Genomic DNA, 13,069 nt, shown 5'->3' on the forward strand with positions numbered 1-13,069 from the left:
AAGTAGTAGGTGTAATTAATTTGAATAGGTCAGCAATGTCTCCGTATTGTACCGGTTCCGGTATTCGATGGGGGTCAGGCCTGTAATTCGTTTGAATATGGTCCGGAAGGTTTTCAAGTCGTTGTAACCGACCTCGTAGGTAACATAGGCGATGTTTGATTCGCCCGCTTCGAGGGATTTCTTGGCGGCCTCGATCTTTATCCGCTGGATGTATTCGATCGGGTTCAGGGAAGTTGCGCTTTTAAAACGACGTATAAAATTCCGCTTGCTCATATTTACGCGTCCGGCAATCTGGTCAACCGAAATGTCTGTCTTGAATTCGTCTTCGATATAGGTTTGCGCGCGGTGGATATCTTCGTCTTTGTGGCCGCGGTGTCCGGAGAATATCGTAAAGATGCTCTGGGAGGTCCGGCCGTAATCGAGGGCATAGTACTTGCTCAGGGTAATGGCGGTTTCTTTCCCGCAGTTCTTTTCGATAAAATACAACACCGCATTCAACGCCGAAAAGCCCCCGCCGCCCGTAATGATCGCCTCCGACTGGGTGATGACCTTTTCGGGCCTGAAATTGACAAGCGGGTACCTCTTGCGCATGTCGTCGATTGCGCCCCAGTGTGATGTAGCCGGCATGCCGTTCAGCAAACCGCATTCGGCGACAAAATAGGAGCCTGTGCAAAGGCTGATGATCTGCGCTTTCCGATGGTATTTTTCGGCCATCCATTGCGTCAGTTTACGGTTTTTCGACAGCATCTTGTCAATGTCGACATCTTCCGTGTTCATAGGAGGTACCACGATCACATCTGTTTGAAAATCGTCGGATATCGTTTTCCCGCAATGAAATTGGACAGGCAGCTGTAACTGTACATCATGAAGGTCGACGCCGACCAGCTCGATTTCAAACGGAGCCGGTTTGCCGCTTCTGACGACCGCCTTTTTTGCTCCGGTGAGCAACGCCACCGTGCTGGAAAGTGCCGTCAAAAGTACTTCTTCATACACGATCACCGAAATGTGTCTGGTACGCATCGATCAATGGGTTTGTTTAAAGCAAGCTAACACAAAGATGGCACAAAATACACCCTTGATTGTCATTTTTACACGCGGGACAACTCTGAGGGCCCCGGTAATTTTACATCATCAACCAAAACAAAAAACAAACTATGAAAACGATCTTTGATGAAGCCACCAGAGAAGAATTGATCAGAAGAATCCAGTCGCTCGAAAAAAGCCATCCGGCGCAATGGGGTAAAATGAATGTGTATCAAATGGCGAAGCACTGCACCATTTGGGACGAATGGGTTTTGGGTGTCCATAAGCCGAAGTATAAACAGGGATTTCTGGGACTGATTTTTGGTAAAATGGTTTTGAAAGCCTCCGTGAAAGACGACCGGCCGATTAAGAAAAACGCCCCGGCGGGCCTGGCGTTTATCGTAAAAGAGCAGGATGGAGACCTGGAACTACAAAAGAAAATCTGGATCGGTCGCATCGCGGCATATAAGAACTTTTCCAACCCGGATTTCATTCACGATTTTTTCGGCAAGATGACGCGGGACGAAATCGGGATATTCGCCTACAAGCATTCTGACCACCATTTACGGCAGTTCGGTGCCGTTGACCGGGCCGAAAATTCCAGCCGGAAAACCACTGCCGCTAACCCCTGACATGCACGGCAAAATATTGAACCGGATTAAGATCTGTAAAATGTAACTCCTGATATAATTACGAGTATACTTCAACCGTTAAAAGGCAAAGCCCGTCTGTGTGTTGCCGAGATATTTTATAATCCTGTTCTTCTTTTCCCAGTATGCCGCCGCGCAGCCTTATTATACCCGGGTACGGGGTGCATTTGGTGTCGAATTGTATGGCATAACACCCAAAGGCGCCGTTACAGCCGAGGCGGCATTCGGTTATCTCAAAAGGTCATTCTGGAATGCGCAGGCGGGACTTGGCGCCATTAACAGGAAGGAGTTCCGTAGTCCTACACTCTCTGCAGCATTGACCCATTGTTTTATTTTAAATCCTTACAAACGTAATTCCTGCATTCCGCAACCGGGGAACTACCTTATTGAAAGTTACTTTGAGGCAGGACTAGGCGGTTTTTTAGTGGATCGATACGACAATGGCATTTATGGCAGGACCGACCACCAGCGGCTTCTGACGCCATCCGGTCTGGCCGGTTTTCGCTTTAACTTCGTGACCCGAAGATGGATTTATATCCTAAAACTACGCTATACCCCGCCGCTATTGCCTAATAACCTCGCTTCACACGCGGGTGTGGGAGTAGGGGTGGGCTGGCGTTGATGGGACAATTATTGGCGCTGCCCGTTTTTTTACCGGCGACCCGTGTACCGGCAGGTGGCAAATGACCGGAAGTTTGAAGGGGTCGTTCCATGGTAGCGTTTGAAAGCTGTGGAGAAATGCTGGGGGTGTTCGTAGCCCAGGATCTCCGAGATATCTTCGATGCTTTTGAGGGAATCCAGGAGCAAATTTCCCGCAAAATCCATTCTTAGCTTACGCAAATAAGCAAACACCGTTGTGCCAAACAGTTCCTTAAATCCCTTTTTAAGCTTAAAATCATTGAGCAGGCAAATGCGGCTGAGGTGTGGCAAACTGAAATCTTCGAGGAAATGCGACTCCATGTAATTTTTTAGCTCATGCAGGCGCCCTGTTTCCGCCACGCTCAGACCGGGCGAGCCAGACCGGCTGTCCTGCATCTGGCCAATCTGCAATGCCAGAAGCTCCAAAACCTTCGACTGGATCAGCAGGTTACGCATTGCCCCCGATTCCTGGCATTGCTTGATATCCCGGATTAGCTTGTGCATGTGGGGTGTCAGATCCGGATTCACGTCCTTTCCCGCAAATGGCCTGTCTTTTAAAAGATTATTCTGAGCACATTCACTCCAATAGTCGTCGCAACCGATCAGATCGGAGAAGTATCCCTTCCCCATACTGATATGGAACATTTCGACTTGCTCGCCTGACTTTACGCCGTTCTGAAAGCCGCCTTCGGGAGAAAAAATGAGGTTATGCTTCCGGGGCTTCATCGCAAGCTCGCTGCGGATGCCCGTAAACCGGGTGTTCATGTGCCCCGACATCTGGAAATTGATGTTCACAGTATCGGCACGGCTGTTTTCAACGATACTAACGTCCCTGTCGACCTGCCAATGCAGGTTCATGACATGCATGCCTGGGAAAAGCAGGCTTTTGAATTTCAGGGTACCCACTGCCGTATTATAGCAAGTACTGAATTCGCTTTCACCCACCCCAGCCGTTCGTGGCCGGAGTAATTGCGGGTTCGGGAAGGAATCAATATTGAAAACATCGGCCGAGTTGATAAGGGTTGTCGCCATCGCTGTTTGTCTGTACTGATTAAAGCAGCAAAAAAACTGGTATGGCGAAAGAAAACCTTATTCCATCGACAGAAAGCCGGATTTGTCGACAAAAGAGTGCGACCGGGTTGCTGTTGCGGTGAGACGCGATTGCTGATTCGGGGTACTATTTAACCACAACCCGCACCCGGCCCAGATTTTGGATGCGGGTATAGGGTGTCTTAGCATTTCCCTGCCTTTGAGAAGCCACCCGCAACGTTGGAAAGTAAGTGCCCGGTTTTGTGAATGTGTAAGTTGTTTTCAAAGTAACACGGGAACCCTTTTTGTCAACCGGCGTGAAGCTGCCGGCTACCGGGAAAGCTTCCGATTTTTCAAAATCCCATCCCGACTGCTTGCCGACCTCTTTCTGTAATCCCTCGAAGTTCCACGCAGCGGCAACGACTTTGCCCATATTTTCAGGTACATCCACTTCTGCCGTAAACGTAACTGCCTGGCCTGCATTCGCCTCGGCCCGTTCGTTGCCATTGGCCTTTAATGTGACAACAGGCTGGATACCTTTGCGTTCATCGGCGGTTTCCGGCACGATTACCTGTCCTTTTTCGATTTTATACCGCGTTGTTGCAGCGGGAGCTACGCCTTTTTCGACCCACGCGCTGAGATCGAGCAGGGCCTGTTGTAAAACGCCTAGATAGCCCACAGTACGGGTCGGGTCGTCTTCGATGGACACATCCCCATGCAGGGCGCGGTCGGTGTACCAGAGCCGGAAGTTGTCGTCGAGTTTGTCGCCGAGGTGTGCCTGGACCTTTGAACGGTACCAGTCGGCCTGCCATGGAAATGCCTCGCGGTCCCATAGCGACTCCAGTAGTATCATTTTACCATTGAACTTACCCGTAGGCAGTACGCCTGCGGCTCCGCGTGTGAACATAGGTCCCAGCAGCATGGGCCGCTGCGGGTAAACGGGTTTGCCGTCCTGATCGCGGAAATAGTCGTAAACTTTATATTCATTACCCGGGGTTTGGTGGCGGTGATAGGTTTGGACCGCCAGAAAATTGGAGTTATCTACCTGTACTTCATCCCCTGGTTTTACCTGCGCAAGCACTGCGGCGTCGGCAGGGCCCAGCACTACTTTATCTCCGGCAATTTTGGTGATCTGCAACGCTTTGCCTGCCGCCGCGCCACTTTTGATGAGCAGGTCGCCGCCCAGAAAATCCACATCGGGCAGCATATCCGTGAGCTGAAATGCAACGGGCATTGCGCCCTGCGCTCCACCAATGGCTTTCCAGGCCGCGTCGGCCGTTCCCCGCTCGGAAGGCGAGACTGGCTGTGTTAACCCCAAACGCACCGCCTGATCAACGGAAATACCCTCTTTGATCTTGGCGGGCTGCTGAATGCGGGCTTTGAGTAAAGAAACAGGCGGATTAGCCCCCAAATACCCGGGCGTTTTCCAGAAATCATTTTCGAAATAGCTTTTATCTGCCCCGACTACCCCCTGGTAGAGCACCAAAAAGCCATGAATGCCCATGCGCAGATAGCCAAACCAGGCCTTCGGTGGAAAACCCATGCGGGTAACTTCTTCCAGGGCTTGCTTTTCCTCGTCGTTCAGGCCGGCATACATATTGCCGCTGCCGCCTGGTTCCAGCGCATCGATAATCTGGGGAAACTTGTCTTTTAGCACACGCATGGCATGCATGCGTACGGTGAAAACGTTGGGGATCGCCATCGGGGAGCCGAGTACATAAGGTACCACACCATCCCAAACACCCTCCGTATTTTCGATGCTGCCGACCGTCCGGTAGGCACCACCACTGCCTCCGAACGCATATCCGTACGTGCGACTGCCGCCATAAATCCGGGCCGCGACGATCCTGGAAAACTGCGCAGCCGCGGCATTCACGCGGAAAGCCCCGATCGTAGGGTCTCTGGACTCCGGTTTGGCGAAGTCTACGCGCCCGCCGCCATTCGTTTCAATGAAATAGGAGCCGTGCGTAACGGAAAAACCTATCTTGTCCTCCTCGCCGGAAGCTCCCTGCGACAGGGTCTCACTGTCGGGAAAAGGTGTAATGTATTGGAAAAAGCGGCCCAGGTACTGCTCTTTTGGGGGAAAGTAGAAGGAGAATCTGGCGCCTGTTCCTTTGAACCCACCGTGCACGTACCGGTGGCGCACCGGCTTGTCGCGCCATTCATCGGCATCGATATACGGCTCTCTGAACAGCGTGTCTGCGGTAGTGAATTTTTGGGCCAGGTCGCCGCTCAGTTTTTGCAACCCGGTTTGCGCACGGCCGACATTTGCATAAATGAATGGCAAGCACAGAAGAAAGGCACGGCAGGTACGAACAAGCATTTGTTGCTACTTTTAAATGTTAAATATTTTCGTGCTGTTTTTCAGTCGCCTCCAAGGCTTTCAGCAATTGGACGCGTGCTTCCAGCGCCTTCCGGCCTTCTTCCGTACACAGGCCCCGGATGTATTGGGCGGTGGTTTGCAAAAGCAGATCAGTGGCCGGCAAGCCGAACACCTTGAAGGATTCGTTCGTAACCGATGCCCTGTGCAGGATAAATATGCTTTGCAATGCAATTTCCGGCAGAATGTCGCTGCGGAAAGCGCCCTGCTGTATGCCCCGGTGAATAATAGACAGAAAGTGCTGTTCGAACCGCGGGCCAATGGATGCCTCCACTTTTTTGGCCAGTTCGGGATAGTAATAATGCAGATCCTCGTAAAAAGATTTGTTGACCTGATATTCCATTTCAACGGCAATCTGCCATACCTCGAGAAAATGACACGCCGCATCTTGCTCCTCCGATAAGTTCAATAGCCTATCGTACTGCGTGTTATGGTATAGGTATAGCGCTTCTTCCAGCAAGCCTTCCTTGTTTTGGAAGTATTTGTAAATGGTTTTGGTTGAAATGCCCAGCCAGTCGACCAGCTTCTGATTGGACATTTCCCGGATACCATGCTTCAAAAACAGGCTGAGCGACTTTTGCAGGATTTCTTCTTTCATACCAACTTTTTACTGCGAAGTTAAACGGATTGAATGGTTGCGGGTTACTTCAATCGCTTGGCGGTTGCCTCGAAAGTATAAAGCGTGCCTTTCAGGTTGTCGTTATCCACTTTTGCCAGTTCCAGGCTCATTTCCCCGCCTTGCGACGATTCGAAAACGAGCACCAGTTTGTCGGCGCTATCCTCTGCTTTCAAAATTTTGCGGGTATTATTGGCAGCATCGCCCTTCTCGACGAGGTCGCCGGTGAGTAATCCGTCCTTCCGAACCAGGTCAGTCAGAAAAACAACGTCACCTTTGGGCGAGTTCAGGACGGTGATTTCCCACTTCCCGGCGAAGAAATCAGCGGGAGCGGAAGCTTGTGAAAAACAGGCGGCAGTGGCGCCCAAAAATAGCAGGAACAGAAAAATACCGGCTTTTCTCATGAGATCCGATGATTTGAAGTGAAACAAAGTACAGACTGACTGACAAGCGGAACGGCCTGGCACCCGGCTTGATTGGAAATTTTTTTGTTGAAATTAATTTCCAGCAAAGGAAATGGAAATTATTATAATAAAAAAAATTTCCGATTGAAAATTTACATCTCGGGACTACATCCGGCCAATGCCTTTCGCAAAAGCGAACGAATGTGTTCACTTTTGGACATTAAATTTGCGTAATCAACAATGTAAATTATTGATAATTAATAATTTAAGAAGAGTTTTGTGCCCGGGCGCGACTTTTGCGTAGCATACGCTGTATCCCCGTTATCCAACCTTAAACTTGCGCTGATATGCTCGGTAATTACTTCAAAATTGCGCGGCGGAATTTGTGGAGAAACAAGGCTTTCTCCGCGATCAACATTTTTGGCCTGGCATTGGGGATAGCTGCCTGTTTTTTTGTATTTCAATATGTCTACTTCGAAAACAGCTACGACCGCTTCAATGTGAATGCGGCCAATATTTACCGCGTCCCGATCTCCTATTCGGGTAGTATGGCGGATGTGCCCACCACGGCGACCAACCACCCGGCGCTGGGTCCGGCGATGAAGGCGGATTTTCCCGAGGTGCTAGATTATGTTCGTATCGTGAGTGTTTCGCTGTTTATGAATGCCTCGACTATGTCGTATACAGACGGAGGTGCGGCGCCAAAGACTTTTAACGAGGGCAATATTTTTATCGCCGACCAATCCTTCTTCAAAATCTTCAGCTACCCACTGATTTCCGGCGACCCGGCGACCTGCCTTGCAGGCGAGAGGGCCATCGCGATATCGGAACGCACAGCCGCAAGGTATTTTGGCAAAACCAATCCACTTGGAAAGATACTGAAACTAAACAGCGACCTGCCGCTGAAGGTGACGGCTGTTTACAAGGAAATGCCTGAAAATTCGCATTTCAAGTTCGATATGCTGATCTCCTTTGAAACGGTAGGGCATGAGTGGGGCTTCCAGGAATGGACGTACCCGGAATTTTACAACTATGTGCTCCTCGCGCCGGGCACGGATCCCAAAAGAGTCGAGGCCAAATTTCCGGCATTCATTAATAAGTACCTGGCCGCCAAAATGAAAGAGCTGAACTTCGGATGCAGCTTCGAATTGCAGCCACTGACCGATATTCATCTCACTTCCAACTACCTGCATGAAACAGAGGCAAACGGCAGTCAGAAAGAAGTGTATTTCCTGGGTATTATCGGCGTATTTATTTTGCTGATTGCCTGGATAAACTACATTAATCTTTCGACGGCCAAATCGATGGAACGGGCCAAGGAGGTCGGTTTGAGAAAAGTAGTGGGTGCATTTAAAAAACAGCTGATCGGTCAATTTTTGTTTGAATCACTGATTATCAATCTGCTATCCCTTCTTTTGGCGGTTGTGTTTATCGTTTTGTTCGGTCCGTTTTTCGATGGTTTTGTGGGTAAACAAATTAGTCAGGATTTCTTTTCTACCGGCTTGGGCAGCGAACCACGGTTCTGGGCGACGGCGTTGCTGGTTTTTATGGCAGGGGCTTTGCTTGTGGGTGCTTATCCCGCATTCGTACTCTCGTCGTTTCTTCCGGTAAAAGTACTAAAAGGCCTGATGGTCCAATCGCGGTCGGGCATCTCGATGCGAAGGGTGCTGGTATCGTTTCAGTTCACGCTTTCCATTATATTGATCGCCTGCACGTTCGTGGTGCTGAAACAATTCAACTACATGCGGAATGGCAGCCTGGGTTATGACAAAGACCAGCTATTGATCGTGAAGGCGCCGGTAGTCAACGACACGACTGTTTTCAGAAAGTACCGGTTCTTCAAATCCGAGATGCGCAATGTACCGTCGATCGGCCCCGCTACGGCCACATCCGATATTCCCGGAAATACGATCAGGTACCGCAACGCCGTGCGACGGGCAAGCCAGGGTGTCGACAAGAATTTTACGAGCTACCTCATGGAAATCGATGAGCAGTTTCTCCCATCGTACAAAATCCAGCTGGTGGCGGGCCGGAATTTTGAGAATGCGGATTCGTCGGACATGCAAATGACCACCAATAATAAAGTACTCGTTAATGAGGAGGTCGTTAAAGCGTTGGGATATCCCGACGCCGCAGCCGCCGTGAATCAGGATATCAAATTTAAATTAGGGCAGAATGAGCTACCGTGCAGGGTAATAGGCGTCGTCAAAAACTTTCATCAGCGATCGATGAAAGAAAAATACGACCCGATCCTGTTTTATTATCCCACCCGCACCGAATGGAAATATATTTCGGTGAATGTCCGACGGGGAGATTTCGCCAGAAGCCTTGCCGACATCGGGAATCTCTACAAAAAGACTTTTACCGGAAACCCGTTCGAATACTTTTTCCTGGACGAGTATTTCAACAAGCAATATCAGGCCGACCAGCGGCTGGGCAATGTCTTCGGCCTTTTTGCGGTGCTTGCCATCCTCGTGGCGTGTATGGGGCTGCTGGGCTTGTCGAGCTTTGTAATCAGGCTGCGTACCAAGGAAATCGGGATTAGAAAAGTACTGGGTGCGACGATCGGCGGCTTGCTGGTCCTTATTTCAAAAGACTTCGTGAAACTGGTCATGCTGGCCTCGCTGATCGCCGTGCCCATCGTGTACTTCATAGCCAAAGCCTGGCTAGACAACTATGCCTTCCACATTGGCCTGGGCGCCTCTATTTTCCTGGTTCCGCCATTGCTGCTGCTGGGCCTGACGCTCCTGACAATCAGTTTGCAAAGTATGAAAGCAGCATTGAGTAACCCGGTCAAGAGTTTGAAGAGCGAATAGGGGACAGAGATTTTTCACCGCTCCATCCCGTATTTCGCAGAAATTGTTCCCAGCTTAGCGTGTCCGGGTCGATGCGCCGGCTCCATAGCAGGTCGCGATCCTGACCGAAATAGCCATAATCAACGGCATACGCCACCATTCCCGAAATCTCCCGCACCAGTGTCTCATTGGAGCCGAATTCCGGGAAATGAAGAAGAAGTTCCTCGCGGGTAAATGCGGAGCTGTATTCGGCCTTTTTGCCTGTGACCCGCGTGAAAGTATCGACCATTTCCTGCGGAGAAATGAAGTCGCCGATTACCGGCAACGATTTACCCGCATATTCATCCGGATTCGAGAAAATCTCCAGAACGGCAGGCCCGGTCGCGGTGAGCGAATCAACAAATGGTGCCCGAAAATCCCTCGGTAAATAGATCGGGAACACGAGCGAGTCGCCTTTGATGGTGGGAGTATAAAATTCAATCAGGTTGGTGTAAAAGAAAGCCATGTATATAAACGAGCTTACGACCGGTAAATTCCGGATATATTCTTCGATCCTGGCCTTGTCGGTAAAATGAGGGGCAAACATTTTTCCGCCGCTGATTTTGTCGACATTTTCCAGGCTGCTAAAGATAATGTGTCCTACGCCTGCGTCAACGGCCGCATTCGCCAGTTCTTTACCCAGCTCGAACTCGTGACTTGCCGGCGGGGCGATGTTGGGCGTCAGCAGGAACACGCCATCCGAACCACGGAATGCGTTTTCGAATTCTTTTTTGTGTCCCGGGGCTAGTGGAAGACTCACGAGTTCCATTCCCTGCGCTGCCAGGCCAAGCGCTTCGGGCGAATCAATCCTGCGGGTAATGCCGCGGACACGATAACGCCCGCTTGCCAACAGGGTGTGCGCAACACTGCGCCCCTGCTTGCCCAAAACGCCGACGATAGTAATGAGTGGTTTATCCTGATATTTCATGCTATCTGGTGAAGTTTTTTGACTATAAAAATTATAGTTGCAAAACTATTTATAGTCTAATAGCTTTGCAATAACTATCCATTTGGATAGGTGCTTCAAAACGACATATGATGGGAATAGAATGTGAAGGTGATTTTGTAAAGGTCAATAACAAGCTATACCCTTGCACAGTGAGTGTAGCAATGGATCTGGTGGGTGGAAAGTGGAAAGTGGTTATTCTCTACCATTTGAAGGACGCCTCCAAGCGGTACAGCGCGCTGAGGAAGGAGCTGCCTGGTGTTACGGAAAGGACGTTGAGCCTCCAGTTGAAGCAATTGGAGGAGGATGGCCTGATTTTACGGCAAGTGTTCGGGGAAAAGCCGCCTATTAAAGTTGTTTACAGCCTGACGGACTTCGGGAGGTCTTTCACGCCCGTGCTGGATGCCATTCTTGGATGGGGGAATCAGATCGCCGCGGAAAAAGGTGAATTTGTTACCGCAAAGAATCCAGGTAATTTCTGAGCTCCTTTAAAAACGGGAAATATACTTTCTTGCTGTTTTCGAGCTTCCCGAAGTTGCGTATCCCCCAATATCCTGACATGACAAACATGGTCGCCTGCAAGGGGTCTACATTTGGGCGTACATGTCCGTTCCTCTTCCCGTTTTCAATGGAACCTGCCATTGTCTTTATCCATTGTTGGGTGAGGTCGTTTAATGCATGGTGGAAGTCGGCATTCCACGGCGTCATTTCGTGGGTCAGGTTGGAAGCGGGGCACCCATATTCTACTTTAAGAAACTCGTTGTCGATCAAAAGGTTATGTATCAGATTGTAGATGGCGTCCAGGGGGTCGCTATCATTCTGCAGGGGGTCGATGAAGCTGGTCGTCAATGAAGGCTTCAACAGCTCATTGATAATGGCTACGCCCATTTCATCTTTGTTTTTGAAATGATAATAAAAGGCACCTTTGGTCACTTCGGTAGTGGCAATAATGTCGTCGACACTGGTGGTCTGGTAGCCTTTGACGTAGATCAGCTCAAATGCCTTTTCCAGAATGTTCAGTCGCGTAGCTTCCGCTTTTTTCATAGATCAATGTGCTTAATGGCATTTGTCATCGACATCGGCCGGCTCCTTCAATATAGCCTCCTGCGGTTTCAGAATCGTTCTATCAATGTAAAATGTACCAAAAGGAACGATGCAGGCCAAGAGTACTTTCCACGAGGTTTCCGAAAATTTCCAGCGATAAGCCACGCCTACGCTTAATGTAGTAAAGACAAACAGCGTAAAAAGTAGTCCGTGAACGGGCCCGATCAATTTTACGAGCATTGGCTGGCCGCCGAGGTATTTGAATGGCATGGCCACAAATACCAGCAGGATCAGGGAGATACCCTCTAAGAATCCGATGATTCTCAGACGGCCGATGGGCGTTTTGAACAAATTCAGCATGGGTAATGAATTTAAAATGATCTGAAATAGGGTCTTTGGGCGAGCGGCGAAAAGGGCCAGGGAATGGCGATCAGAATGATCAGCAAGGCAATCGAAAACCACACAAGCATGGTCCTGTATTTCGACTTGTCGGTACCTGTTCGCCTGGCACGCGCAGAGCCGATTGTGATAATGACAATGGCGACCACCATTAGAGCGATGTGTACGAGGCGGAAAAATAGGGGCTCGCCTCCAAGACCCGTGCCTTCCACCGGTGCAAGTTTCACAATCGGACTAATCATGTACAGATACAGGCCAAGTAATAGCTGAATGTGGGCTATCGTCGCTGTAACGTGCCTGGCGGTGTTGTCCGGGCCCGAAAATGCCCGGTTTGTCTGGTATCCCTTCCAACTGATGATAATCGTGTAGACGAGGCTTGCCAGTACCAGCCATCTGGTGAGGGAATGTAAAATAAGAAGTGTTTGATACATTGCTGATGAGGTTATGGGGCAAAGGTAAATCAAAAACATACTAGTTAGTATGTTTTTGTTCAAAAAAAGACCAGCAGGCCGAATACTAAGTATCGGCCACCGTTAATTTGTTTATTCAAAGATTAATTTGTAACATTTGTATGCACTTACCCTAAACTTTGAATCGCTATGACCAGACGTTTATCCGTTTTCGGGATGGTCTTTTTGTCCCTTTTCCTTTTTAGCTACTCCTGTCAGGATCATCAGATTCCAGAAGTACCGCCTTCGCTTGTTACACTTCAGGTGTCCCCGGGCGCAGTAAGATGTGAGGTTGCTTTTAACTTCAATTTGGTCGATACGGGCAACATCCCCATAACAGAGTTCGGCATGGTGGTGGCAGGCACCGGTTTCGGCGGAAATTCTTCGGAAACACCATCCGTAGGAACCCATACCAAATTGGTCTTTGATCCGCCTTTTACTACGGGTGTGAAAAATAAGAACTCCAAAGTTTGCACTAATAACGTATCCTTCCGGGCTTATGCCATTCTGAGTAACGGAACGATCGTTTACGGCGAAAGACTGATTTATCAGGACGTCTGATCTGACTTCGGCAATAAAACTCATCGCCCCGCTATTGTCATAAAGCAACAGCGGGGCGATTTCGTTGGCAGCAACCACGCCGGTCCTGAAACACG

Annotated in this window: 14 protein-coding genes; 5 read left to right on the forward strand and 9 right to left on the reverse strand. The window is 49.6% G+C overall.

Annotated elements, in window-relative coordinates; genetic code table 11:
• Positions 1-15 precede the first annotated feature (15 nt).
• Positions 16-1,020 (reverse strand): GlxA family transcriptional regulator, encoded by a 1,005-nt coding sequence (locus ACTJJJ_RS01295; RefSeq protein WP_440701199.1) that lies wholly within the window; start codon positions 1,018-1,020, stop codon positions 16-18.
• A gap of 134 nt (positions 1,021-1,154) precedes the next feature.
• Here ACTJJJ_RS01295 and ACTJJJ_RS01300 point away from each other — a divergent pair, with 134 nt between their 5' ends.
• Both ACTJJJ_RS01300 and ACTJJJ_RS01305 read left to right on the forward strand, forming a co-directional pair.
• Positions 1,155-1,655, forward strand: a complete 501-nt coding sequence (locus ACTJJJ_RS01300) for a DUF1569 domain-containing protein (protein WP_440701200.1) — start codon at positions 1,155-1,157, stop codon at positions 1,653-1,655.
• Positions 1,656-1,755: 100 nt separating this feature from the next.
• Positions 1,756-2,295, forward strand: a complete 540-nt coding sequence (locus ACTJJJ_RS01305; RefSeq protein WP_188931501.1) for a hypothetical protein — start codon at positions 1,756-1,758, stop codon at positions 2,293-2,295.
• Positions 2,296-2,324: 29 nt separating this feature from the next.
• Here ACTJJJ_RS01305 and ACTJJJ_RS01310 read toward each other — a convergent pair whose 3' ends face one another.
• The 4 genes from ACTJJJ_RS01310 to ACTJJJ_RS01325 form a co-directional block, all read right to left on the reverse strand.
• A complete protein-coding gene (locus tag ACTJJJ_RS01310) occupies positions 2,325-3,344 on the reverse strand; it encodes a helix-turn-helix domain-containing protein (protein ID WP_440701201.1) in 1,020 nt (339 codons plus the stop codon).
• A 145-nt stretch (positions 3,345-3,489) separates the two neighbouring features.
• On the reverse strand, positions 3,490-5,664 hold the full coding sequence (locus tag ACTJJJ_RS01315) for a hypothetical protein (protein WP_440701202.1): 2,175 nt from the start codon (positions 5,662-5,664) through the stop codon (positions 3,490-3,492).
• Positions 5,665-5,683: 19 nt separating this feature from the next.
• Positions 5,684-6,319 (reverse strand): TetR/AcrR family transcriptional regulator, encoded by a 636-nt coding sequence (locus ACTJJJ_RS01320; RefSeq protein WP_440701203.1) that lies wholly within the window; start codon positions 6,317-6,319, stop codon positions 5,684-5,686.
• Positions 6,320-6,363: 44 nt separating this feature from the next.
• Complete coding sequence (locus ACTJJJ_RS01325; protein WP_440701204.1) at positions 6,364-6,741, reverse strand: hypothetical protein; 378 nt, start codon at positions 6,739-6,741, stop codon at positions 6,364-6,366.
• A gap of 347 nt (positions 6,742-7,088) precedes the next feature.
• On the opposite strand from ACTJJJ_RS01325, the gene ACTJJJ_RS01330 reads away from it, so the two are divergent.
• On the forward strand, positions 7,089-9,557 hold the full coding sequence (locus ACTJJJ_RS01330; RefSeq protein WP_440701205.1) for an ABC transporter permease: 2,469 nt from the start codon (positions 7,089-7,091) through the stop codon (positions 9,555-9,557).
• Here the strand turns inward: ACTJJJ_RS01330 and ACTJJJ_RS01335 are convergent.
• The gene (locus ACTJJJ_RS01335; RefSeq protein WP_440701206.1) at positions 9,535-10,503 is read right to left on the reverse strand and encodes an NmrA/HSCARG family protein; all 969 of its coding nucleotides are present in this window, start codon (positions 10,501-10,503) and stop codon (positions 9,535-9,537) included. The genes ACTJJJ_RS01330 and ACTJJJ_RS01335 overlap by 23 nt on opposite strands.
• A 107-nt stretch (positions 10,504-10,610) precedes the next feature.
• On the opposite strand from ACTJJJ_RS01335, the gene ACTJJJ_RS01340 reads away from it, so the two are divergent.
• Positions 10,611-11,003, forward strand: coding sequence for a winged helix-turn-helix transcriptional regulator (locus ACTJJJ_RS01340; protein WP_440701207.1), 393 nt, complete (start codon positions 10,611-10,613; stop codon positions 11,001-11,003).
• Here the strand turns inward: ACTJJJ_RS01340 and ACTJJJ_RS01345 are convergent.
• The 3 genes from ACTJJJ_RS01345 to ACTJJJ_RS01355 are packed head-to-tail and all read right to left on the reverse strand — an operon-like array spanning position 10,975 to position 12,395.
• Entirely contained in the window at positions 10,975-11,565 is a 591-nt protein-coding gene (locus ACTJJJ_RS01345) for a TetR/AcrR family transcriptional regulator (protein ID WP_440701208.1), read from the reverse strand. The genes ACTJJJ_RS01340 and ACTJJJ_RS01345 overlap by 29 nt on opposite strands.
• Positions 11,566-11,577: 12 nt before the next feature.
• Entirely contained in the window at positions 11,578-11,925 is a 348-nt protein-coding gene (locus tag ACTJJJ_RS01350; RefSeq protein ID WP_440701209.1) for a DUF3817 domain-containing protein, read from the reverse strand.
• Positions 11,926-11,936: 11 nt separating this feature from the next.
• The gene (locus ACTJJJ_RS01355; protein WP_440701210.1) at positions 11,937-12,395 is read right to left on the reverse strand and encodes a hypothetical protein; all 459 of its coding nucleotides are present in this window, start codon (positions 12,393-12,395) and stop codon (positions 11,937-11,939) included.
• A gap of 168 nt (positions 12,396-12,563) precedes the next feature.
• On the opposite strand from ACTJJJ_RS01355, the gene ACTJJJ_RS01360 reads away from it, so the two are divergent.
• The gene (locus ACTJJJ_RS01360) at positions 12,564-12,974 is read left to right on the forward strand and encodes a hypothetical protein (RefSeq protein WP_440701211.1); all 411 of its coding nucleotides are present in this window, start codon (positions 12,564-12,566) and stop codon (positions 12,972-12,974) included.
• Positions 12,975-13,069 lie beyond the last annotated feature (95 nt).

It is taken from the genome of Dyadobacter sp. 22481 (assembly GCF_052044875.1).
GTDB lineage: Bacteria > Bacteroidota > Bacteroidia > Cytophagales > Spirosomataceae > Dyadobacter > Dyadobacter endophyticus.

What these genes read in the sequence shown, in the direction of transcription:
- ACTJJJ_RS01295 (WP_440701199.1), bottom strand. Translation starts at nt 1,020, where the DNA reads ATGCGTACCAGACACATTTCGGTGATCGTGTATGAAGAAGTACTTTTG.
- ACTJJJ_RS01300 (WP_440701200.1), top strand. Translation starts at nt 1,155, where the DNA reads ATGAAAACGATCTTTGATGAAGCCACCAGAGAAGAATTGATCAGAAGA.
- ACTJJJ_RS01310 (WP_440701201.1), bottom strand. Translation starts at nt 3,344, where the DNA reads ATGGCGACAACCCTTATCAACTCGGCCGATGTTTTCAATATTGATTCC.
- ACTJJJ_RS01315 (WP_440701202.1), bottom strand. Translation starts at nt 5,664, where the DNA reads ATGCTTGTTCGTACCTGCCGTGCCTTTCTTCTGTGCTTGCCATTCATT.
- ACTJJJ_RS01320 (WP_440701203.1), bottom strand. Translation starts at nt 6,319, where the DNA reads ATGAAAGAAGAAATCCTGCAAAAGTCGCTCAGCCTGTTTTTGAAGCAT.
- ACTJJJ_RS01325 (WP_440701204.1), bottom strand. Translation starts at nt 6,741, where the DNA reads ATGAGAAAAGCCGGTATTTTTCTGTTCCTGCTATTTTTGGGCGCCACT.
- ACTJJJ_RS01330 (WP_440701205.1), top strand. Translation starts at nt 7,089, where the DNA reads ATGCTCGGTAATTACTTCAAAATTGCGCGGCGGAATTTGTGGAGAAAC.
- ACTJJJ_RS01335 (WP_440701206.1), bottom strand. Translation starts at nt 10,503, where the DNA reads ATGAAATATCAGGATAAACCACTCATTACTATCGTCGGCGTTTTGGGC.
- ACTJJJ_RS01340 (WP_440701207.1), top strand. Translation starts at nt 10,611, where the DNA reads ATGATGGGAATAGAATGTGAAGGTGATTTTGTAAAGGTCAATAACAAG.
- ACTJJJ_RS01345 (WP_440701208.1), bottom strand. Translation starts at nt 11,565, where the DNA reads ATGAAAAAAGCGGAAGCTACGCGACTGAACATTCTGGAAAAGGCATTT.
- ACTJJJ_RS01350 (WP_440701209.1), bottom strand. Translation starts at nt 11,925, where the DNA reads ATGCTGAATTTGTTCAAAACGCCCATCGGCCGTCTGAGAATCATCGGA.
- ACTJJJ_RS01355 (WP_440701210.1), bottom strand. Translation starts at nt 12,395, where the DNA reads ATGTATCAAACACTTCTTATTTTACATTCCCTCACCAGATGGCTGGTA.
- ACTJJJ_RS01360 (WP_440701211.1), top strand. Translation starts at nt 12,564, where the DNA reads ATGACCAGACGTTTATCCGTTTTCGGGATGGTCTTTTTGTCCCTTTTC.